Annotated in this window: 14 protein-coding genes; 8 read left to right on the top strand and 6 right to left on the bottom strand. The window is 71.1% G+C overall.

Annotated elements, in window-relative coordinates:
• Positions 1–6: 6 nt before the first annotated feature.
• Positions 7–2313, bottom strand: coding sequence for a tetratricopeptide repeat protein (locus tag AB0J76_RS08640; RefSeq protein WP_364389157.1), 2307 nt, complete (start codon positions 2311–2313; stop codon positions 7–9).
• Between the two features lie 276 nt (positions 2314–2589).
• On the opposite strand from AB0J76_RS08640, the gene AB0J76_RS08635 reads away from it, so the two are divergent.
• The 4 genes from AB0J76_RS08635 to AB0J76_RS08620 all read left to right on the top strand — a co-directional run bounded on the left by AB0J76_RS08635 (position 2590) and on the right by AB0J76_RS08620 (position 7715).
• Entirely contained in the window at positions 2590–2931 is a 342-nt protein-coding gene (locus AB0J76_RS08635) for a YciI family protein (protein ID WP_352319589.1), read from the top strand.
• Complete coding sequence (locus AB0J76_RS08630) at positions 2924–4168, top strand: DUF6596 domain-containing protein (RefSeq protein ID WP_352319591.1); 1245 nt, start codon at positions 2924–2926, stop codon at positions 4166–4168. Before AB0J76_RS08635 ends, AB0J76_RS08630 begins: the two co-directional genes overlap by 8 nt.
• A gap of 30 nt (positions 4169–4198) precedes the next feature.
• Positions 4199–6013 (top strand): glycoside hydrolase family 15 protein, encoded by a 1815-nt coding sequence (locus tag AB0J76_RS08625; protein ID WP_352319593.1) that lies wholly within the window; start codon positions 4199–4201, stop codon positions 6011–6013.
• A 91-nt stretch (positions 6014–6104) separates the two neighbouring features.
• Entirely contained in the window at positions 6105–7715 is a 1611-nt protein-coding gene (locus tag AB0J76_RS08620) for an alpha/beta hydrolase (RefSeq protein WP_352319595.1), read from the top strand.
• A 4-nt stretch (positions 7716–7719) separates the two neighbouring features.
• Here AB0J76_RS08620 and AB0J76_RS08615 read toward each other — a convergent pair whose 3' ends face one another.
• On the bottom strand, positions 7720–8316 hold the full coding sequence (locus AB0J76_RS08615; RefSeq protein ID WP_352319597.1) for a YbhB/YbcL family Raf kinase inhibitor-like protein: 597 nt from the start codon (positions 8314–8316) through the stop codon (positions 7720–7722).
• Between the two features lie 267 nt (positions 8317–8583).
• Here AB0J76_RS08615 and AB0J76_RS08610 point away from each other — a divergent pair, with 267 nt between their 5' ends.
• From AB0J76_RS08610 to helR, 3 genes are all read left to right on the top strand, one after another.
• Positions 8584–8856, top strand: a complete 273-nt coding sequence (locus tag AB0J76_RS08610; protein ID WP_352319599.1) for a GlsB/YeaQ/YmgE family stress response membrane protein — start codon at positions 8584–8586, stop codon at positions 8854–8856.
• A 184-nt stretch (positions 8857–9040) separates the two neighbouring features.
• On the top strand, positions 9041–10021 hold the full coding sequence (locus AB0J76_RS08605; protein WP_352319600.1) for a sporulation protein: 981 nt from the start codon (positions 9041–9043) through the stop codon (positions 10019–10021).
• Between the two features lie 272 nt (positions 10022–10293).
• Complete coding sequence (gene helR, locus AB0J76_RS08600) at positions 10294–12507, top strand: RNA polymerase recycling motor ATPase HelR (RefSeq protein ID WP_352319602.1); 2214 nt, start codon at positions 10294–10296, stop codon at positions 12505–12507.
• Between the two features lie 37 nt (positions 12508–12544).
• Here helR and AB0J76_RS08595 read toward each other — a convergent pair whose 3' ends face one another.
• A complete protein-coding gene (locus AB0J76_RS08595) occupies positions 12545–13741 on the bottom strand; it encodes an FAD-dependent oxidoreductase (protein WP_352319604.1) in 1197 nt (398 codons plus the stop codon).
• 104 nt (positions 13742–13845) lie between these two features.
• The gene (locus AB0J76_RS08590; RefSeq protein WP_352319606.1) at positions 13846–14790 is read right to left on the bottom strand and encodes an RNA polymerase sigma-70 factor; all 945 of its coding nucleotides are present in this window, start codon (positions 14788–14790) and stop codon (positions 13846–13848) included.
• A 76-nt stretch (positions 14791–14866) separates the two neighbouring features.
• On the opposite strand from AB0J76_RS08590, the gene AB0J76_RS08585 reads away from it, so the two are divergent.
• Positions 14867–15727, top strand: a complete 861-nt coding sequence (locus AB0J76_RS08585; RefSeq protein ID WP_352319607.1) for an alpha/beta hydrolase — start codon at positions 14867–14869, stop codon at positions 15725–15727.
• Positions 15728–15964: 237 nt separating this feature from the next.
• Here the strand turns inward: AB0J76_RS08585 and AB0J76_RS08580 are convergent, their stop codons facing one another.
• Both AB0J76_RS08580 and AB0J76_RS08575 read right to left on the bottom strand, forming a co-directional pair.
• A complete protein-coding gene (locus AB0J76_RS08580; RefSeq protein WP_352319609.1) occupies positions 15965–18658 on the bottom strand; it encodes a DUF3962 domain-containing protein in 2694 nt (897 codons plus the stop codon).
• A 5-nt stretch (positions 18659–18663) separates the two neighbouring features.
• Positions 18664–22389 carry a hypothetical protein gene (locus AB0J76_RS08575; protein WP_364389152.1) on the bottom strand — a complete coding sequence of 1242 codons (3726 nt, stop codon included), beginning with the start codon at positions 22387–22389 and terminating at the stop codon, positions 18664–18666.
• Positions 22390–22399: the final 10 nt, after the last annotated feature.

The following is a 22399-nucleotide window of genomic DNA, read 5'->3' as shown; positions in this document are numbered from 1 at the left end:
GCCCGCTCAGCGGGCGCCTTCCGGGGTCGTCACCGTGGTCCCGGCCAGGGCCAGGCGGGTGAGTTCTGCGGTCACGCGGGCCGCCCGGACGGCGTCGGCGGAGGCTTCGTACAGCTCCAGGGCCTCCTGGAACGCCTCGCGCGCCTCCTCCCGCCGTCCCAGCTCGACCAGCGCCCGGCCCAGGTGCGTCAGGGTCTGGGCCGTGGCCCGGTTGATCGGGCGTTTGCGCAGCTCGACCAGGGCCTCGCGGTAGTGGTCGGCGGCCTCCTGCCAGCGGCCGAGCGCGAAGTAGCCGTCGCTCAGCAGGTCCAGCGCCGTCCCGACGGCGTGGGCGACGATGACCGGCGTGCCGCCGAACGCCGGGTCGCGCAGCCGTTCCAGCAGCTCCAGCCCGTGCCGTACGGCCTCCTCGATGCGGCCCAGCCGGCGCAGGCCGTTGCCGACGCTGAGCATGGCCTGGGCGTACCCCTCGGGGTCGCCGGCCTGCCGGAAGCACTCCGCCGCCCGCCGCGCGTGCGCCAGGCCGGTCTCCGTGGCGCGCCGCTCGTCGCGTCCCCACAGCGCCCAGGTGGCGTAGGTCAGGGCCCAGCCCTGCTGGCGCACGTCCCCGACCTCGCGGGCCAGCTCCAGCGCGCGCAGCGCGGTCCGCTCGCCCTCGTCGTGGCGGCCCTGGCAGTACGTGCGCGCCCAGGACAGGTAGTTGAGATGAACCGCCTCCTGCGCACGGTCGCCCGCTTCGCGGGCCGCGCCGGACGACAGCTCGAACACCTCGGGCCAGTGCCCCCAGTGCATCCACAGGTCGGAGAACCAGTGCATGGCCTCGGCCACCTCGACGACCCGCGCGTGCTCGCCGGCGCGGGCCGCCTGCCGCAGCGCGGCCAGCCACGCCGTGCCCTCGGCCTGGAGCCATTCCTGCGCCTGCCGCGCGCTGTCCAGCTCGACCAGCGAGCTCCACCCGGACGGCGGCGCGCCGTAGCCCGGCTCGAACCAGCGCCCGGCGACGGTCGCGACCTCCAGCAGCCAGTCGTCCATCCGCCGCCGCGCCTGCCGCTGGGCCGTCATGGGCTCCTCGTCGGACAGCCGGGCGCGGGCGAACAGCCGTACCAGGTCGTGGAAGCGGTAGCGGCCGGGGTACGGCGACTGCAGCAGCCCGAGATCGACCAGTTCCTCCAGGGCGTCCTCGGCCTCGTCCGGGCCGAGCTCGGCGAGGACGGCCGTCATCGGCACCCCGAAGTCCGGCGCGGCGGCCAGCGCCAGCCGCCGGAAGCCGCGCCGCGCGGGCGCCGAGAGCTGCCGGTACGACAGCGCGAAGGCCGCCGCCACCGACAGGTCGCCGGCGGCCAGCGACTCCACCCGGCGTCCCTCGTCGCCGAGGCGGGCGGCCAGGTGCCCGGCGGTCCAGCCGGGCCTGCTCTGCAGCCGGTTCCCGGCGATGCGCAGCGCCAGCGGCAGGTTCCCGCACAGGTCGGCCACCCGCGCGACCCCGTCCGGGTCGGCGTCGGCGCGCTCGGCGCCGACGATCGCGCGCAGCAGCGCGGCCGACTCCCCGGCCGCCAGGTGCGCCAGCGGCACCTGGTGCACGCCCTCCAGCCCGGCCAGCGGGCGGCGGCCGGTGACCAGCGTCATCGCCGGGCCCTCGGCCGGCAGCAGCGGGCGCACCTGGGCCTCGTGCGCGGCGTTGTCCAGGACGACCAGGCAGCGCCGGCCGCGCAGCAGGGCGCGGTACTGGCCGGCGCGGTCCTCCTCGTCGGCCGGGATGCGCCGCTCGGCCACGCCAAGGGCGTTGAGCAGCCGGGACAGCGCCGTGCCGGGGTCCAGCGGGACCGGGTCCATGCCGCGCAGGTCCAGGTAGAAGCGGCCGTCGGGGAACAGGTCGGCCAGGTGGGCGGTGGCGCGTACGGCAAGGGCGGTCTTGCCGATGCCGGCGGCTCCGGAGACGGCGGCGACGACGGCGGGCGCGTCCTCGGCGGTGCGGTCGGTCGTGCGGGCGGCCAGGTCGCGCAGCAGGCGCAGCTCACGTTCGCGGCCGGTGAAGTCGCCCACGCCGCGGGGCGGCTCGCAGGCGCCCGGCGCGGCGTCCTGGCGGGGGCGGCCGGCGCGGGCGGCGTCGGACAGCGCCGTGCGCCGCGGCTCGTCCAGCCGCAGCGCCTCGGCCAGGGCCTCGACGGTGCGCCGCTGCGGGCCCCGGCTGGCCCCCCGCTCCATGTCGCCGATGGCGCGCACGCTGACGCCGGAGGCGTGGGAGAGCTCCTCGATGGTCAGCCCGGCGGCGTGTCTCAGGCTCCGCAGCATCGTGCCGAACGACTCCGCCACCCGTCCCCCTCAGCATCGTGAGCGGCGAAACCCCCGAAACGCCGCATGTCAACCTTATCTGCCGGAAAACGGGCTGAGGTGCTGGTCGATGGAGGTGTACGTCACGGTCCGGACATGCTCGCAGTACGCTCGTCGGTCCACCTGATGTGACGTGTCGTGACAATGACCGGACGGACCCGGAAAACTCATCGTCGTGGCGTGTCCATCCGGGCGGGTCCCGTTCGTGGTGAAGGCGTACGGCGGCCCCGCCGTACGCCGACCGTGAAGGGGAACACCGTGAAGTACATGCTGCTGATCAACGCCGGCACCTCCGACGAGCAGGAGCCGGGCGACTTCCAGGAGTGGATGGCCTACGACAAGTCCGTCCGGGAGGCGGGCATCCTGGTCTCCGGCGAGTCGCTGGCCGACCTGGTGACCGCCACCACCGTACGGGTGAGCGCCGACGGCACGCCCACCGTCACCGACGGCCCGTACGCCGAGACGCGCGAGGTCCTGGGCGGCTTCTACGTGATCGACGTGCCCGACCTCGACGCCGCCCTCGACTGGGCCGTGCGCTGCCCGGGTGCGCGCGGCGGCGGCTCGGTGGTGGTGCGCCCGGTCGCCGACTTCGATGCGTGAGATCGAGGCCGTCTTCCGTGAGGAGCGCGGCCGGCTGCTGGCCGCGCTCGTCCGCCGCTTCGGCGACCTCGACCTCGCCGAGGAGGTCACCTCCGACGCCGTCGAGGCGGCGCTGAGGCACTGGCCCGCCGAGGGCGTGCCGCCCAACCCGGGCGCGTGGCTGATGACCACCGCGCGGCGCAAGGCGGTCGACCGGCTCAGACGCGAGCAGGCGCTCGCCACCCGGCTGGCCGTCCTGGCGGCGGAGGCCGAGCGGGCCGCTCCGGAAGCGCCCCCCGGCGAGGACGGCGGCCTGCCCGACGAACGGCTGCGGCTCTTCTTCACCTGCGCCCACCCCGCGCTGCCGGCCGAGGACCGCGGGGCGCTGACGTTGCGCTGCCTGGCCGGCCTGACCACCCCCGAGGTGGCGCGGGCCTACCTGGTGCCGGCCCAGACGATGGCCAAGCGCATCGTCCGGGCCAAGAAGAAGATCAGGCAGGCCCGCGTCCCGTTCCGCGTGCCGGAGGCCCACGAGCTGCCGGAACGGGTGCCCGGCGTGCTCCAGGTGATCTACTCGATCTTCACCGAGGGCTACGCGGCCAGCTCCGGGCCCTTCCTCCAGCGGCTCGACCTGGCCGAGGAGGCGATCAGGCTGGCCCGGATCCTGCGCCGGCTGCTGCCCGCCGAGCGGGAGGTCGCCGGGCTGCTGGCGCTGCTGCTGCTGGTGCACGCGCGGCGCGCCGCCCGTACCGGGCCCGAGGGGGAGCCGGTGCTGCTCGGCGAGCAGGACCGCGGCCTCTGGGACCGGGCCATGATCGAGGAGGGCTCGGCGCTGGTGGTGACCGCGCTCAGCGGCGGCCCGCCCGGCCCGTACGGCGTCCAGGCCGCGATCGCGGCGCTGCACGACGAGGCCCCGGACCTGGCCACGACCGACTGGCCGCAGGTCGTGGCCCTGTACGACGTGCTGCTCGCGCTCGACCCCTCCCCGGTGGTGGCGCTGAACCGGGCGGCGGCCGTGGCCATGCGCGACGGGCCCGAGGCCGGGCTGGCGCTGCTGGAGGAGCCGGCCGGGGCCCGGCGGCTGCGCGACTACCACCCGTACCTGCTGGCCCGCGCCGACCTGCTGCACCGGCTCGGCCGGCTGCCCGAGGCCGCCGAGGCGTACCGCGCCGCGCTCCGGACGGCCGGGAGCGAGCCCGAGCGCGCCCACGTCCGCCGCCGCCTGGCCGCGCTGGAGGAGGCCGGGCACGAGGTTTGAGCACCGCCCTGACCAGGGAGAACTGCTGCGATGGGTGGAGCAGACGGTGACCGCTACCTGCCGATCGCCGAGCACGGCCTCATCGGCGATCTGCGCAGCGTGGCCCTGGTCGGCACCGACGGCACCATCGACTGGTACTGCTGCCCGGCCTTCGACTCGCCCAGCGTGTTCGCCGCGATCCTCGACGCCGACCGCGGCGGGGCGTTCGAGCTGGCCACCGACGTGCCGGCGCGCACCAAGCAGTTCTACTTCCCCGACACCAACGTGCTCATCACCCGCTTCTTCACCGAGAGCGGGGTGGGCGAGATCCAGGACTTCATGCCGATCATCGGCGAGCAGGGCGGCAGCGGCCGGCAGCGGCTGATCCGCCGGGTGCTCTGCGTGCGCGGCTCGCTGCCGTTCCACGCGCGGGTGGCCCCCCGCTTCGGCTACGGGGCCCAGCCGCACGTCGTGCGCGAGGCCGACGGCCTGACCGTCTTCGAGTCCGCCGACCTGACGCTCGCGCTGAGCGCCACCGTGCCGGTCGAGTGCGACGGCAGGGACGTGCGGGCGTGCTTCACCCTCGTGGAGGGCGAGTCGGAGGTCTTCGCGCTGGACCGGGTCGAGGCCGAGATCCCGCCCCGCGGCTGCCCGCACGTCGAGGCGGAGGAGGAGCTGACCGCCACGGTCGCGTTCTGGCGCAAGTGGCTGTCGGCCTCCCGCTACCGGGGCAGGTGGCGGGAGATGGTCCACCGCTCGGCCCTGACGCTCAAGCTGCTGACGTACGCGCCGACCGGCGCGATCGTCGCCGCCCCGACCACCAGCCTGCCCGAGCTGATCGGCGGCGAGCGCAACTGGGACTACCGCTACCTCTGGGTCCGCGACGCCGCCTTCTGCGTCTACGCCCTGCTCCGGCTGGGCTTCACCGGCGAGGCCGAGGCGTTCATGTCGTTCCTTACCCGGCACGTCAGCCTGTGCCCCGCCGGCCCCAACGGCCCCCTCCAGATCATGTACGGCATCGACGGCCGTACCGACCTGCCCGAACGGCAGCTCGACCACCTGGAGGGCTACCGCGGCTCGGCCCCGGTACGCGTCGGCAACGCCGCCGCCGGCCAGCTCCAGCTCGACATCTACGGCGCCCTGCTCGACTCCGTCTACCTCTACGACAAATGGGGCAAGCCCATCTCCAGCGACCACTGGGACGCCGTCTGCGCCCTGGTCGACTGGGTCTGCGACAACTGGGACCAGCCCGACGAGGGCGTCTGGGAGACCAGGGGCGGGCGCAAGAAGTTCCTGTACTCCCGGCTGATGTGCTGGGTCGCCATCGAACGCGCCATGCGCATGGCCGCCCGCCGCGGCCTGCCCGCCGACATCCCCCACTGGCGCGGGGCGCGCGACGACCTCTACCGGCAGATCATGGCCCACGGCTGGTCCGACGTGCGGCAGGCGTTCGTCCAGCACGAGGACGGCGACGTGCTCGACGCGGCGCTGCTGATGATGCCGCTGGCCAAGTTCGTCTCGCCCACCGACCCGAAGTGGCTGTCCACGCTCGACGCGCTCACCGCCGACCTGGTGTCCGACTCGCTGGTCTACCGCTACGACCCGGACGCCAGCCCCGACGGCCTGCGCGGCCAGGAGGGCACGTTCTCCATCTGCTCCTTCTGGTACGTCGAGGCGCTGGTCCGCGCCGGCCGGGTGGAGGAGGCCCGCCTGGCCTTCGAGAAGATGCTGACCTACGCCAACCACCTCGGCCTGTACGCCGAGGAGATCGGCCGTACGGGCGAGCAGCAGGGCAACTTCCCGCAGGCGTTCACCCACCTGGCCTTGATCAGCGCCGCCTTCAACCTGGACCGCGCCCTCGGCTGACCGCGGGGATCCCAAGGCGTGACCCGGGGGTATCGGGGGAGCCGCCGGAAGCTCATGATCGGTGTCACCCCCCGACCCGATGGGACATCTCATGCTGCGACCGATCCTTGCGGCACTGGCCCTCCTCGTGGCCGTGCTCGTCCCGTTACCGCCCGCCGCCGCCACCCCGCCCGCCGCCGCCACCCCGCCCGTCGCCGCCACCCCGCCCGTCGCCGCCACCCCGCCCGTCGCCGCCACCCCGCCCGCCGCCGCCACCCCGCCCGTCGCCGCGACCCCGGGCGCCGGCTGGTCCCCGTGCCCGGAGGATCCGGCCGCCCAGTGCGCCCGGCTCACCCTGCCGGTCGACTGGGCCCGTCCCGGCGGTCCGGCGTTCGACCTGGCCGTGGCGCGGCGTCCGGCCACCCATCCCGCCGCCCGGATCGGCTCCCTGGTGATCAATCCGGGCGGCCCCGGCAACTCGGGCGTGGACGCCGTCCTGCGCGACGACCTGCGGCTCAGCCCGGAGCTGACGGCCCGCTTCGACGTGGTCGGCTTCGACCCGCGCGGCGTCGCCCGCAGCCATCCGGTGCTCTGCTCGCTGCCGCTGGCCCGGCAGGCCCCCGACCCGCTGACACGCGACCAGGCGGGCTTCGACCGGCGGCTGGCGTACAACGCCCGCTACCGGCAGGACTGCCGGGCCCGTACCGGGCCGCTCTACGACCACGTGGACAGCGCGTCCGTCGTCCGCGACCTGGAGGCGCTGCGGGCGGCGCTCGGCGAGGAACGCCTCACCTTCTACGGCATCTCCTACGGCACCCTCATCGGCCAGCTCTACGCCGAACGTTTCCCCGGGCGGGTCCGCGCGCTGGCCCTGGACAGCAACATGGACCACAGCCTCGGCACCGCCGAGATGCTCGACACCGACACCTGGACCACCCAGGACTCCTTCGACGCGTTCGTCTCGTGGTGCGCGACGGCCCCCGCCTGCGTGCTGCGCGGACGTGACGTGCGGGCGCTGCTGGGAGACCTGCTGGCCCGGGCCGGACGCGGCGAGCTGCGCCTGCCCGACGGCCCGCTCACCCCGTCGACGCTGCTCTACCTGACGTTCAGCACCTTCTACGCCCCCGACTGGGCCGGCCTGGCCACGTTCCTGCGCGACCTCGACGCCGGCTCCGGCGCCGTGCCGCCGCTCGCGCCGCCCGGCCCTGACCAGGAGGTGTTCAACGACGTCACGCAGGTGATCTGCGAGGACTACCTGCTCCCCGTACGCGACCAGCGGGCCTTCGAGCGGCACCTGCGGCGGCTGGCGGCCATCGCGCCCGACATGCGGATGAGCCCGATCTCGGTCTCGCTCACCGTCGCCTGCCTGGGCCAGCCCACGCCGATCCCCGACCCGCAACACCGGCTGCGCGTCTCGGGCACGCCGCCGCTGCTGCTCGTCAACGGCCTGCACGACCCGGCGACCGGCTACCCGTGGGCGCTGAGCACCGCCCGCCAGATCGGCCGGGAGGCCCGGCTGCTGACGTACGACGGCTGGGGCCACGGCGCCTACGGCCGCAGCCCCTGCCTGACCGGGGCCGTGGACCGTTACCTGACCACGCTGGCCCTGCCCGCCCCCGGCGCCCACTGCCCGGCGGTGCCGCCCGCCCGGGGCCTCACCGCCGGGCCTCGCCGTCCGGCCGGGCCGGTGCCGGGTCTGCCGGGCTGGACCTGGCGCTCCTGAACGTTCAGGACTCGCCGGACAGCACGGCCGTCCCCAGGGACGCGCTGGAGATCACCCTCGCCGCGGTCGTCGTGGACGAACCGGAGCCCAGTTCGGTCAGGGCGGCCCGGTCGAGGGCGTGCACGGTGAACTGGTAGGTGTTGACCGACCAGGGGGAGCACGGCCCCTGATAGCCGTACAGGCTGGCGCTGCCGCGGTAGTAGATCTGCCGGGCCCCGGCGGGGGCCGCGGGACGGTAGGCGTGCTCGACGTTCTGCGGCAGCGAGGTCACGTCCGCCGGGATGTCGTAGATCACCCAGTGGATGAGGTTGTTGTTGTCGAGGTCCCGCATCACCAGGGCGTAGCCGCGGGTCCCGGCCGGGCCGCCGCTCCAGGTCAGGGGCGGTGACTCGTTGCGCCGGCCGGGGTCGGTCTGGCCGCCGCTGGTGCACTCGTGCACCTTCGGGATGATCCCGCCCTGGGGGAAGGCGGTGCTGGTGAGGGTGAAGGCCGTGGCGTTCGCCGGCGTCGCGGCGGTCGTCGTGACGGCAGTGACGGCAGCGGCGGCAGTGGCGGTCGTCGCGGCGAGCAGGGCGTGCAGCACGATTCGTCTGACGGTCACAAAGGGCTCCTGAGGGGGGTTCGGTGCGCCGTTCGTTCGCGTCTGCTGTTCGTGGGGTGTGCCCGCAGTGTAGGCACCGCGAGGCCGCCCGCGCCACCACCGCGAACGGCACACCTCCATGGAACCCGTCCGTCATGAACCGATATCAGGCTGAGTGGTGCGGTTTCTTCGTGATGCTGCTGGGAAGCAATGGCCCTGTCAGGCCGGGGGCACTCCTCCCCCACGAGGGGTGGCGACACCCGGCGCGGCAGAACGGGAGTGTGAAGCGTGGAAGTCACCGGCATCATCTCCGCCCTCATCATCGGGCTCGTCATCGGCGTCCTCGGCCGGCTGGTCGTGCCGGGCCGTCAGAGCATCCCCATCTGGCTCACCATCGTGATCGGCATCGTCGCCGCCCTCATCGGCACCGCGATCGCCGCCGCGGTCGGCGTCGCGGACACCCGCGGCATCGACTGGATCGAACTGGTCATCCAGGTGGTCCTCGCCGGTCTGGGGGTGGCCCTGGCGGCGGGCCTCTACGGCAGACGCAGCGTCCGGTAGAGCGGAACGCGCCGGGATCCCGGAGAGCGGCGAACGCGCCGCACTCCGGGATCCCGCCGTTCCCGCCCCCTGCGCGGCAGACGTCTTCGGCATGACGTTTTCGGCATGGCCGGAACCGGGGCCGGACGGAGATCGTTGTGCGGGTCGGCTGCACACATTCGATCTTCGACAGGGAGAACAAGCCGTGGTCTTCAAACGCATGCTGGGTGCCTTCGGCGTCGGCGCGCCCTCGGTGGACACCGTTCTGGCGACACCGCGCGTCCAGCCGGGCGGCACGCTGTCCGGCGAGGTGCGGCTCAAGGGCGGCGACTTCGACGCCGAGATCGAGCACGTCACCCTCGGCCTGGTCGCCCGCGTGGAGTTCGAGCACGGCGACGGCGAGCACGCGGGGGCCGGGGAGTTCTCCCGCGTCCAGGTGTCGGGGCCGTTCGTGCTGCGCCAGGGCGAGGAGCGCACCATCCCGTTCCAGGTCGGCGTGCCGTGGGAGGCGCCGATCAGCCAGATCGGCGGGCAGCCGCTGCACGGCATGGCGCTGGGCGTGCGCACCGAGCTCGCCATCGCCAAGGCGGTCGACAAGGGTGACCTCGACGAGGTCGCGGTCGAGCCGCTGCCCTCCCAGCTGCGCATCCTGGAGGCGCTGCTGCAGCTCGGCTTCGCGTTCAAGTCCGCCGACCTGGAGGCCGGCCGCCTGTACGGCGTGCGCCAGGAGCTGCCGTTCTACCAGGAGATCGAGTTCTACCCGGCCGGCCGGTACGCCGGCGTGCTCGGCGAGCTCGAAGTGACCTTCGTGGCCGACCCGGCGGGGCTGGAGGTGGTCCTGGAGGCCGACAAGCGGGCCGGCCGCTACTCCGGCGACGCGATCGGCCGCTTCACCGTCAGCCACGCCGACGCCCTGCAGACGGACTGGGCCGCCGAGCTCGACCGCTGGCTGTCCGGCCTGGCCGCGCACGCCCACGCGGGCTTCGGCCACGGCGACCACCACGCGTACGGCGACCACCACGGTCACCATGGTTATGGTCATCACGAGCAGCACCACGGCGGGCCGGGCTGGGGCGCGGTGGCCGCGGCCGGCGCCGCCGGCGTGGTCGGCGGCCTGGTGGCGGGTGAGATCGTCGAAGAGATCTTCGAGGGCGACGAGGACGAGGGCGGCGACGGCGACTGGTGACGCTCGACCGGTGATCCGCCCGTCACGGGCGGGTCACCCCGGTTCCGCCGTGCCGGGAAACGAAGCCTGGACCGCGAAGCGAAGCCGGCATCGCCGGGGCAGGGCCTGTGTCGCGGAGCAAAGTGGCAGAAAAAGGAGCTTCTACTCCTTTCCACTCTTAACGTATAGCGCACCGGGGGGCTTGCGGCAAGACCCCCGTCGTGGCGCAGAATCGTCCGCCGAGGCCAGAAGCCTTGCCACGCGAAGACCGACCTCGTTGCGGAGCCACATACATGAATCCCCTGACCACCGGCGTGTTCGACCTGCCCGGCAACCTCGCCGCCAAGGCCGACCCGGCGCTGATCGCCGTCGACGAGCGACACTTCGCGGCCCTCGCCGAGAGCCTGGAGCAGTCGATCGCCGACCTGTCCGCCCGCCTCGACGCCGAACGCATGGCCCCCGGCGGCAAGGGCCGGCAGGCGCTCGACCGCGACCTGGAGATCCACCGCCTGTCCGCCCGCCTGCGGACGCTGCGCCGGTTCGGCCTGGACCTGTGCCTCGGCCACATGGTCACCGCCGACCACCCCGAACCGGTGTACATCGGACGGCTCGGCCTCACCGACAAGGACGGCCGCCGCCTGCTGCTCGACTGGCGTTCGCCCGCGGCCGAGCCGTTCTTCGGCGCCACCCACGCCAACCCCATGGGCCTGGCCAGCCGCCGCCGGTACCGCTGGACCCGCGGCCGGATCAGCGACTACTGGGACGAGGTGTTCACCCCCGACGGCTTCGACGGCCACGCCGCGCTCGACGACCAGTCCGCCTTCATCGCCAGCCTCGGCGGCAACCGTTCGCCCAGGATGCGCGACGTGCTCGGCACCATCCAGGCCGACCAGGACGCCATCATCCGGGCCGGCTCCCGCGGCGCCCTCGTCGTGGACGGCGGCCCCGGCACCGGCAAGACCGTCGTCGCCCTCCACCGCTCGGCCTACCTGCTCTACTCCGACCCCCGGCTCGGCCACAACAAGGGCGGCGTGCTGTTCGTCGGCCCGCACCAGCCCTACCTGGCCTACGTCGCCGACGTGCTGCCCAGCCTGGGGGAGGACGGCGTGCGCACCTGCACCCTGCGCGACCTCGTGCCCGAGGGGGCGGCGGCGGGCCCCGAGCGGGACCCGGAGGTGGCGCGGCTGAAGGCGTCCGCGGACATGGTGAAGGCGATCGAGCCGGCCGTCCGGTTCTACGAGAACCCGCCCGCCAAGGGCATGACGGTCAGCACGCACTGGTCGGACGTCTGGCTGAGCGTCGAGGACTGGATCGAGGCGTTCCAGGCCCCCGACCCCGGCACCCCGCACAACGAGGCCCGCGACCAGATCTGGGAGGAACTGCTCACGATCCTCATCGACAAGCACGACAAGCACGACAAGCACGACAAGCACGACAAGCACGACCCGCACGACCGGCACGGCGAGGACGTCGTCTCGCCGGAGCTGCTGCGCAGGTCGCTGCGGGCGAACCGGGAGCTGCTGGCCGCCTTCAACCGCGCCTGGCCGCTGATCGAGCCCGCCGACCTCGTCGGCGACCTGTGGACGGTCCCCGCCTACCTGCGGCTGTGCGCCCCCTGGCTCGCCCCGGAGGAGATCCGGCGGCTCCAGCGCGCCGACGCGCAGTCCTGGACGGTCTCCGACCTGCCGCTCCTGGACGCGGCCCGCCAGCGCCTCGGCGACCCGGAGGCGTCCCGCCGGCAGCGCCGGCAGGAGGCCGCCCTGGCCGTCCAGCGCGAGCGCATGGCCCAGGTCGTCGACAACCTGATCGAGGCCGACGACGACGGCGAGGGCCTGGTGACCCAGCTCCGCCGGGCGGACCTCCAGCGCAACCTGGTGGACGAGTCGGAGCTGCCCACCGTCGAGCCGGACCTGCTCGCCGGGCCGTTCGCGCACGTCGTCGTGGACGAGGCCCAGGAGCTGACCGACGCGGAATGGCAGATGTTGCTGCTGCGCTGCCCGTCCAGGAGCTTCACCATCGTCGGTGACCGCGCCCAGGCCAGGCACGGGTTCACCGAGTCGTGGGCGGAACGGCTCGCCCGGGTCGGCATCGACCGCGTCGAGCTGGCCGGCCTGAGCGTCAACTACCGGACCCCGGCGGAGATCATGGCCGTGGCCGAGCCGGTCATCAGGGCCGCCCTGCCGGACGCCAACGTGCCGGTCTCCATCCGGGAGAGCGGCATCCCGGTCACGCGCGGGCCGGTCGCCGAGCTGGATGCGATCCTCGACGCCTGGCTCGCCGCGAACCCCGAGGGGATCGCCTGCGTGATCGGGGACCCGGCTTTCCGGGAGCGGCCCCGGGTCCGGTCGCTGACGCCGGAGCTGTCGAAGGGGCTGGAGTTCGACCTGGTCGTCCTGGTCGATCCGGACCGGTTCGGCGAGGGCGTCGAGGGCGTCGAGGGCGCTGTCGACCGTTACGTGGCGATGACCCGGGCGACCCGGCAGCTCGTCGTCCTCACGACCCCCTGACGGGGGCCCGCCGCCGGGTGCGCCGCGCCGTCCGTCGTCACGCACGCGCCCTGGCGGCGGCGGGGCCGGCCGGGGCGTTCGGGCGGACGACGCGGCGCCGCCGGGCCGGCTTGCCCATCATCGGGTTGGCGACGCCCCAGGCGGCGCTCTTGCAGATCAGCTCCTTGTAGACGGCGGCGACCCGCCCGGTCAGCACCCTGGGCAGGGCGCGGTCGTCGGCGGTGACGAACTGGATCAGGCCGTTGCCCCGGCCCAGCGAGACGCACTGGTTGAAGTAGTGCGGCGTGGTGTTCGGCAGTTTCCCGCCGGTCAGCCGGGCCGCGATCGAGTCGGCGGCCAGACAGGCGGTCGGGATGCCCGACGCGCACGACATGCGCAGCGGCTTGTCGCCAGGGCCCATCGCCATGGCGGCGTCGCCGACGGCGTACACGTTCGGGTGCGAGACCGAGCGCATGGTCCCGTCGACCACGATCTGGCCGGTGCCGGCGACCTCCAGGGTGGTCGCGCGCGCGATCGGGTGCACGGCGAAGCCGGCCGTCCAGACGGTCACCTCGGCCGGGATGGGCTCGCCGTCGGTGGTGACGCGGTCGGCCTCGACGCCGGTGACGACCGTGTGCTCGTGCACGCTCACCCCGAGCCCGTCCAGGACCTTGCGCACGTGCGCGCGGCCCTTCGGCGAGAGCCAGTCGCCGAGAGCGCCGCGGGCGGCGAGGGCGACGTCGAGGTCGGGACGGGCCTCTGCGATCTCGGCCGCGGCCTCCAGCCCGGTGAGCCCGCCGCCGACGACGACCACGCGCTGACCGGCGTCGAGCCGGGCCAGCCGCTCGCGCAGCCGCAGCGCCCCCGGCCGGCCGGCGATGTCGTAGGCGTGCTCGGCGGTCCCGGGCACGCCCTCGGCGTTCCAGCCGCTGCCGAGCGCGTAGACCAGCGTGTCGTAGGCCAGCTCCTCGGCGCCGTCCGCGCCGGCGACGGTGACGGTCCCGCGGTCGGCGTCGAGGCCGGTGACCGTCCCGAGCCGCAGCTCGACGCCGGTGCCGGCGAACATCTCGCGGAACGGCCTGGGCCTGAGGTCCTGCCCGGTCGCCACCTGGTGCAGCCGGACGCGCTCCACGAAGTCGGGCTCGGCGTTGACGAGGGTGATGGCGACGTCCTCGCGGCTCAGCTGCCTGGCCAGGCGGCCGGCGGCGACGGCTCCGGTGTAGCCGGCTCCGAGGACGATGATGCGGTGCTGCATTTCCTCGCTCCTGTCTGACGCGGGTTCGCCACCTGAACCGGACGGCCCGCGCTTTCCTGACAGGATCACGGTGTGAAGCGCGTCACACCGCGTCACACCGTGTCTCAGAAGGCTCTGAACACCGGCTCCCCGTGGTCGCTGGCCGCCCAGCGCGCGGTCGCGCGGTCCAGCTTGTCGGGGTTGATCTGGTTGCGGAACGCGGCGATGCCCTCCGCGGTGACCTCCAGGCACATGACGCAGACGACCCGGCCGTCCAGGACGGCGACGACGGCCGGCTCGCCGTTGGCCGTCCAGGGGTAGATCTCGGGCGAGCCGCCGATGATGGTCCGCTTGGCCTTTCCGGGCTTGACCAGGCCCCACAGGAACTTCGCGACCGCGACGGCGCCCACGAACGCCTTGGCGCGGGCCGGGACCTTCCCGCCGCCGTCGCCGATCGCGACGGCGTCCTCGGTGAGCAGGCGGACCAGCGGCTCGGTCTGCCCGCTGGTGGCGGCGGCCAGGAACTCCTCGACGATCCGCCGGGCGGCGGCCTCGTCGACCTCGGTGCGGGCCCGGCCGTCGGCGACGTGCTTCTTGGCGCGGTGGAAGATCTGCTGGCTGGCCGCCTCGGTGATGTCGAGGATCTCGGCGATCTCCCGGTGGGAGTGGTCGAAGGCGGCCCGCAGCACGTAGACCGCCCGCTCGTTGGGAGACAGGCGTTCCATCAGCGTGAGGACGGCGTACGAGACCGACTCGCGCTGCTCGGCGGTCTCGGCCGGGCCGAGCATCGGGTCGCCGGCGAGCAGCGGCTCGGGCAGCCACTCCCCGACGTAGGTCTCGCGGCGGGCCCGCGCGGAGCCGAGCTGGTTGAGGCACAGGTTGGTGAGCACCTTGGTCAGCCACGCCTCGGGCACCTCGATGTGGCCGGCGTCGGCGGACTGCCAGCGCAGGAACGTCTCCTGCACGGCGTCCTCGGCCTCCGCGGCCGAGCCGAGCAGGCGGTAGGCGATGGCCTCCAGACGGGGTCTGGCGGCCACGAACCGGTCGACGTCGTCCACGGTCAAAGGCATGGCCCGATCCTAGAACGTCCCCTGATGCGGCGGAACGCCGGTGTTGATCCAAGACGGTCCCGGGTAGAGGGGGCCGATGTTCGACGACTTCACGGCCGGCATGATCGACGTAGGCGAGACCGAGCTGTTCGTCCGGTACGGCGGCACCGGCACGCCCCTCCTGCTGCTCCACGGCCACCCCCGCACCCACGCGACCTGGCACCGCGTCGCGCCCCTCCTGGCCCCCCACCACACGGTGGTCTGCCCCGATCTGCGCGGGTACGGCCGCTCGGGCAAGCCGCCCACCACCCCCGACCACGCCCCCTACTCCAAACGCGCCATGGCCCGCGACATGGTCGCCCTCATGCGTTCGCTGGGCCACGAACGTTTCGCCGTCGCCGGCCACGACCGCGGCGCCTACGTCGCCCACCGCGTGGCCGCCGACCACCCGGACGCCGTCACCCGCCTGGTCGTGATGGACGGCATCCCCATCGGCGAGGCGCTGGCCAGGGCCGACGCCCGCTTCGCGGCGGCCTGGTGGCACTGGTTCTTCCTCGGCCAGACCGCCAAACCCGCCGAACGCGTCATCAACGCCGACCCCGACGCCTGGTACCAGGGCAGCGCCGAGCAGATGGGCCAGGAGGCGTACGAGGACTACCGCCGGGCCATCCACGACCCGGAGACCGTCCACGCGATGTGCGAGGACTACCGCGCCGGCCTGACCGTGGATCGCGCGGCCGACGACGCCGACCGCGCCGCCTCCCGCCGCCTCACCTGCCCCACCCTGTTCCTCTGGACGTCCAAGGACGACATGGAGGACCTGTACGGCGACCCGCTGGCGATCTGGCGCACCTGGGCCGACGACGTGACCGGCCACCCGATCGACAGCGGCCACCACGTGGCCGAAGAGGCCCCGGACGAACTCGCCGCCTCCCTGCTGACCTTCCTGCGCGAATGACGCCCTGACGAACGGCCGCCGGCCGGGAAAGATTCAGCAGGGCGATGCCGGACCGGGCGACGATCGCCGTGTCGCGGAGGGAGGCCTGGCTCCTACCCGAGGTCGCCTCGCCTCCCTCATCCCAGTGGTGACGTCGGTCCTGGGCCATGTGCCGCCACAGGAGCTGCCATACAACCAAGCCGCGGTCACGGTTGCCGCCGCGCCAACGGATGGCGTCCGCACATTCCGCGATATGGGCTAATCGGCGGCGATTGGCGTCGCGTATTCAGCTGCCTTCATGGCCAAATGGAGTGGGTAGGGCAGGGTCAGCCACTTGTCGAGCTCCGGCGCATAGCGTAACTGGTGAGCCAAGGACGCCAACTCGGCGGGCTCGTCGCCTTCCTGACAGGCCGTGACGCAGATTTCCAGCAGATTAGGGTTGTAAGCCGGTGTGCCTGTGTCAATGATCTCCCGCTTGCTCGCGGTGACCCGCACGCCTTCCCTCCGGGCTCCGATCGCAGCGTTGCTTCCCGTCGCTGCTCGTTCACCGGTGGAGTAGTAGAGCCGATTCTCTGGAATCGAGAGCTCTCTCCAGAGCCCCATGGGCAACCCGTGATTGCCGTCGGCTCCATAGTGTTGCGGTGTTTCGTCTCTCTGACTGTCCCGTACCCGGACGACGCGAAGCCCAGCGTCCCAGAGCGCCACAGGAACGTCTTCGCCATCACCGACATCGAGGCGATCCGGGATGAGATTCGTGTTGCTGATCCACGGCCAGTCGGAACGGAGGTTCTGTGCATGTACCAGCAATACCGTCGGCCGGCCTCTCTGGGCGGAGAGCAGGGGACGGATGAAGGACATCGTCTCGCGCTGGCGGTCCTCAAGCCGCCATCGGCCGGTTCGCTGGCCCTCCGGCTCGCCTTCGCTCTCCTCAAGGTCATCGTCCGGTGTCCCTGCTTGGGCATCTTGGGCCAGCCAGAGCAAGAATTCCCGGTAGGGCGTCCATTGCCTGATGTCATCACGCCATCCTGTGATGGGTTGCGTGGAACGCGGCTGGTATTTGATGGCGATTGGCCGCCACAGCCGGGAGTTGATCAGGCTCCGCCGCTGACGGTTGACCGCCCACACAGCGATGAACTGGATATCGCCCCCGAACCTGTCGTAGAGAGAGGGAAGCGGCAGCCGTGCCGCGCCAAGCTGCCTAAGCAGATCAAGCGATGCCTGCTGCGCCCGGTGGGACCGGTTCTTGGCGAGAGCGCTTCCCTGCTCGGCCGTCTGGACGAACTGCGTCAGTACGCCGGCGTCGGCCGAACCCAGCCGGATGGCGAATTTGGGGTCGAGATGCGCGGACTTGAAGACACGGTCGATCTCCACGACAGCCGCGTCCGCAGCTGAGTGCCGGAAGGTCAGTGCCGCCGCCGTGCGGCGTGCCTGGACGGCCTGGTCGACGTCGGCACGCGACGGGCGGTTCACATCCACGTCCAGTCCGCCACAGAGGTCGCCGCTGCACGCGAGGCCGAGGACGACCTCGATCTCCGATGTGCTCCACCGTAGAGTTTCGGCCTCCGAGGCATCCATGGGCATGAGGCCCAATACGTCGCACAGCCCCTGGACCAGGGCGTCACGGGTGGCGGGGTCCTGCCAGAGGACCCGCGCTGTGAAGGTGCCGCTCGAGAGCACGGATCGGAGCGCGGCTCGTCGCGTCTGAGCTGCCTCAGCCCTCCGCCTGCTCTTCTCTTCCTCCGAACGGCGATCTCGCTCCTCCTTGGAGAGCTTCGTGGAAAAGGTCGGCCGAGACTGGTGGTTCGTAGGCCTGTCGGGAAGCTCGACCCGGCATCTGGCTCCCACTCGTTCCAACACTTCTGAGACGACTTGGTCGATCCCTTCGAGGAACGGCACGCGGTCGCCCGCCATGAGCCCTGCGCCCACCGTGTGCCTCCCCATGCTGGTGCTGTACGGGATGGCCGCGCGCACCTCGCCCGAGCCGGTCAGGTGCTTGAGAGGGTCAGCGCTGAGGTCCGCCGCGTCCACAGGAGAACGGATCAGACTGGCGTGCGGAAGCAACTCGTGCTGATCGATCGAGTGCCACACATGCTGAGCGGCCTTGGCGTCGTAACGAAGCCGATGAACCGCCAACCGGCTGCGTACGTCGGCCATTCCAGGCCACGCCGTCGTGGTCGCCAGATACACCGACACCGAGCGTCCGGCGGTGTAGACCAATCCTTGCGAACCGGTACTCGTCACCCATCGCCTGACCCCCGTTCGGACGTGGATACGGAACGTCGGTTGGAAGGGAAGGGTCTGAACGCTCAGGACGATGACGTAGGAGAACCAGCTGTCAGGTTCTTCGGGGAGGCCCTGCCTGGGCGGCCAGGAGACCAGTTCTGCCGCTCGTCCCCGCCAAGGAGATTCCATGAAAGCGAGACGGTCACCGTTTCCCGACGACAGATCGGCCTTCAACCTGATCTGCCGGGCGATGAATGCCGTCAGCAGAGGATAGACATGGTCAGCCGGTTCAGCCGTTCCACCGGGACCAACCGCTGCTTGCGCCAGATCGAGTGGTCTCTCCTCCCAAGCAAGGGGAACTTCGTCGAGAACGCGGTCGGCTTCTTCCCGGCAGGCGGCGTCGCCCTTGAGGCCGAGAGACCAGATCCCGATCAGGTCACGTATCAGGTCAGCATCCACCGGCTGCAAAGAGTAGAGCCACGGCACGTCGTCTTCGATCGACACTCGGCGGCCCACCGACAGGACGTCCGGCGCCGCGAGCGGAAGCAGGGCGTTGAGCGACCGGATCGGAAACGTTCGCGTGGACTTGGCGAGGTGTTCGGGAAGGCCGGAGCGATACAGCTCTTCCAGGGCCGCCCGCAGTTCGGCGGGTACACGCATGATGTGGACCGGCCAGGGAATCTCGCCCGTCGGCTGATAGGCCGCCAGCTTTATCGCGTTGTAGGTCATCGCGGTTATGAGGCCTTCTTCAGCACAGGGGGAGGGGATGTGAGCAGTGCGTGCAGCGCGTTGTACAGCGGCCGGTAGAGCGCCTCAACAAGGTACCTGTTGGACACATTTGCGGGAGGCCGCTCGGGAACCGGCTTCACTGTGGAGATGCACGGCTGGCCGAGGTACGGAGCGAGTACGTCGTGCATGCTGACCAGAAGACTGCTGCCGGCCGTTTCTCTCCTTCGTCCGAGTGCCCGGTTCGGCGCGAAGGCGGAGTCCACGAAGTGAACCCGAGCATCCACACCACCCCGGGTCAGCCGCCCGATCACCTGCCACAGCACCACGAGCAGATCCCATGTCAGCCGTTCACGGTCGGCCGGCGACAACCGTCGCCATGACATCTCGCGATTGGCCAGCGTGTGCAGGCGTTGTCGGGCTTCGTGCCGCCACTCCAAGCCTGCGGCGTCCAGCGATTCGCTCCTGTGGACGATCTTCCCGAAGTCGCCGCCGGGACGAGTCGCGCGAACGGTCCAGTCGTTGAGCGAGTGGATGAGCACATTCGTGTCGGACGGGACCGGAAATGGCCGCATGAGGAAGAACACCGACCCGAAGAACGCCTCGTCTAGAGTGTTGAGAATATTGTGCCCTCGTTCGACCGCCAGCAGCGGGGCCACCAGGACGGTGTACGGGGTTTCGCGCAGGCTGGCGACGTCTCCGCGCCGTAGCACTGGGACGGCGTCGTCGGTGCCCGGCGCCGCACTCATCGACGTAATGTCCATATCGTCCGAAATGAGGACGCAGACGCGTCCCTTCCAGAACGGGTAGTCGTGCAGGGTCTGTGCAGCGAGGCGCGCCTGAGCGTAGCTCCCGGTAAGCAGAAGGAGGTTGGCACGATCGACCCGATGCTCCCTCAGATGGTGGAGTTCTTGCAGGAGCGGGGCCTCCATGCCGTCGGGCTTCGGCTCGGCGAGCCTGCGGACCATCCTCTGTACGACGTCCGTCCGCCGCTCTCCTGCCCCGGATGCCTGGAGAGGCGTCAGCTGCCCGGTGTCGTCGTCGAGGTCGTATACATAGTTCTCGATCATGGTGATGGAGGAGGGCGCCTCGGTACCCCGCTGGTCGGCGCCGCCTCCGGCGGCGCGCAGGACAGCTCCCACCGGCTCCGCGATGTGGTAGCGAGTCGACAAGCCGGCCCAGCTCGTCCCGGACATGAGCAGGATGTTCGGGCCTCGGCTGCCCTCCACCGAGTGGAGGGTGGGGAGGGCGCGGAGGAGTTCCCTGCCAACTCCCTGGCATCGGACGAAGCGCAGCTCGCCGGTGCGGGTGTAGTCGGCACGCCCGTCACGCGCGAACTGAAATGCCAGCACGTTCCCCATGGGGGACTCAGGGATGACCGGTGCATAGTCGAGTGGCGTCCGGTGGTACAGCGCATTCGCGGCGGGAGCCAGCCGCAGTGCGGTCTCGACCCGTCCCCATAGGCCGGTCAGGACGTTCAGCTGGTCATGCATGACCGACAGGAGCAGCGTGAACTCGAACCGGCGCCGTTCTCGCTCGAACTCGTCGACCAGGTCTTGATGTGACGTCTCGTCCTCAGTGCCGGTGGGTTTCGAGTCGTCGTTGTCGGCCGAGGGGTCACGCAGTCCGGAGAGGGACTGGAGGACGGCTCGCACGCCACGTTCGACCTGGGAACTGCCAGGCGTGTTGGTGATCAGCCTCCGGGTCTGGTCCGTCAACCGGCGGACTTCCGTCCGGATGACTTCGTCCGTTGATTCTGCGCCGTCGTCATCGAGCGGATCGTCGCGGAAGGCGTCGAGGATTGCCTGCACGGTCTTGCGCCGTTCGGATCTCGCCTCGGGTGGCTGATCTGGCTGGGCGTCCAGGAGGGCAAGCAGATGTGCACTCAGGGCGCGTGGGGAGATCTTCTTCTTTTTGCGTTTCGGGTTGTTCTCTGCGGGTGGCCTTTCTTTCTTGGGGACAAGAGTGGCCGGCCATCTGCTGAGGAGTTCCTGCTGAAGGGTCCACGCGCTGAAGAAATCCGTTCCCACCCAGTCGCGGAGCTGTGCGTCATCCACCAGCATGGAATAGATCCGGTTCGCGCTGACCGACACCATGTCGAGCGCCGCAGTCCACTGCTTTACTACAGTGTCGCTCAGCTGGATTCGCCCTTCCCGGGCCAGCTCGGCCACGTTGTGTCGGTGAAGCTCGTCCAGCCACGAGTCGGTGCCGGCTTTGTAGAGCGTCGCGGTCGGCGCGAACACCTGATCCAAGCGGATTTGCACCTGGTCTGCCTCATCAACGATGATCAGGTCGCTGCGTCGGCAGGCCAGTTCCAGGTAGCGGAGCCGTTCGGGATTCAGATGCCGTGGCAAGGAGGTCGCGGCCAGTGACTCCGGTGTGGCCACCCAGATGGCGGCCTTCAGCAGTTCGCGCTCCATATCGTGGCGAGGACAGGACGACCACAGCGGGCAGCCTCGATGCACCTTCGCCGTCGAGAGAACCAGATCCTCCAAGGTGGCGGCCTGCTCCAGGGGGAACTTGACCGGTCGCAGGTCCGTGCAGGGTGCCTCCTCATAGGGAAGCGGCTCGTCGGCCTCCGAACCACGTGAAGCACTAAGAGGACAAGCTGTACTCAGGAAGGCGAAGGCCGGGTCGTGTTGCAGCAAGGGAAGCGGATATCGTCGCGACACCCTACGGTGCAAACGCCCCAGGTGTTGCTCGCGAGTGCTGGTTCCGATCAGCGGTGCCGCTCGCATCCGGGTGAATCCCGAGAACCGGGAGTCGCCCGTACGTTGCGAGGCGGCTTCCCGAAGCCGGTTGAAGCGCTGGACGGTGCGCAATGCCTCCGCGACGTCACCGACGACGATAACGACATGCTGGTTGAGCATTGTCACCGCATGCGTGGTGACAATGTCACGTAAGGTGCTCTTGCCGACTCCCGGGATGCCTATGAGATTGAGCAGCCCGTCGATGACTAGACCGTCGGCTTTCTCAAACCGGTCGTTCCCGTCACGGTGGACGAAGAGCTCCATCGCCTGAAAGCGGCTCTCCCAATCGTCGGGCTTTCGCTCGAACTCGCCCGGCAGATCGATCTCGTCAAGCTCGGCCATCCTGCGGGCGGTTTCCTCGAGTTCCTCAATGGGCTGGTTGAAGGGGACGCGATCAGGGCGCAAACCCAGGTTCATATGAACCTGTGCCTCCGCGTCGAGTTCCGCCAGCCGATCTGGAACGACGACGCTCTGAACACCGATACGACGTCCGAAGAACCGGTACTCGCCCGGCTCGGCGATTTTCATGTCGCTCTTGACGAAAGGGGCGTCGGTGCTCAGCAGATGATCGTAGACGACGACTCGGTTGGCGGCCATGGAAGGCTGCCCCTGGATGGCCGGCACTCCTAGGCCGGCCGGGAAGTCGTACAGGCGATGCCGTCGTGGAACCCGGCGGAGGTAGTTGAGCAGGGCAGACACCCAAACCGCGCGTCTGTGCATCGGTTCCAGGTGGTACCTGGCCGCGCGCAGCATGACGTCGAGTTCGGCCCCCCGCACGTCCTGCTCCAAACGGTGGACACGGGCGAATGGATAACCGCCGAAGAGCGTCCATCCATCGACCGGGCTCAGCTTCTCGTCCACTCGAGAGATGAGACGGAGCCCCAGTTCGACCTGATAATCGAGGGCGGCTTGGGTAAGTTCCCGAAACTCGTCCGCCTCGGACTTCGACACATTGCCGAGCGCCTGAGTAAGGTGAGCCCCCATGCTACGCATG

This window comes from Nonomuraea sp. NPDC049624 (genome assembly GCF_040675255.1).
Classification (GTDB): Bacteria; Actinomycetota; Actinomycetes; order Streptosporangiales; family Streptosporangiaceae; genus Nonomuraea.
The sequence above is the reverse complement of the archived record's forward strand: the minus strand, read 5'-3'. Positions and strand labels throughout refer to the sequence as shown.

Coding starts and splice junctions, on each gene's coding strand:
- AB0J76_RS08630 (WP_352319591.1), top strand. CDS start 2,924: ATGCGTGAGATCGAGGCCGTCTTCCGTGAGGAGCGCGGCCGGCTGCTG.
- AB0J76_RS08625 (WP_352319593.1), top strand. CDS start 4,199: ATGGGTGGAGCAGACGGTGACCGCTACCTGCCGATCGCCGAGCACGGC.
- AB0J76_RS08620 (WP_352319595.1), top strand. CDS start 6,105: ATGCTGCGACCGATCCTTGCGGCACTGGCCCTCCTCGTGGCCGTGCTC.
- helR (WP_352319602.1), top strand. CDS start 10,294: ATGAATCCCCTGACCACCGGCGTGTTCGACCTGCCCGGCAACCTCGCC.
- AB0J76_RS08595 (WP_352319604.1), bottom strand. CDS start 13,741: ATGCAGCACCGCATCATCGTCCTCGGAGCCGGCTACACCGGAGCCGTC.
- AB0J76_RS08590 (WP_352319606.1), bottom strand. CDS start 14,790: ATGCCTTTGACCGTGGACGACGTCGACCGGTTCGTGGCCGCCAGACCC.
- AB0J76_RS08585 (WP_352319607.1), top strand. CDS start 14,867: ATGTTCGACGACTTCACGGCCGGCATGATCGACGTAGGCGAGACCGAG.
- AB0J76_RS08580 (WP_352319609.1), bottom strand. CDS start 18,658: ATGACCTACAACGCGATAAAGCTGGCGGCCTATCAGCCGACGGGCGAG.
- AB0J76_RS08575 (WP_364389152.1), bottom strand. CDS start 22,389: ATGGGGGCTCACCTTACTCAGGCGCTCGGCAATGTGTCGAAGTCCGAG.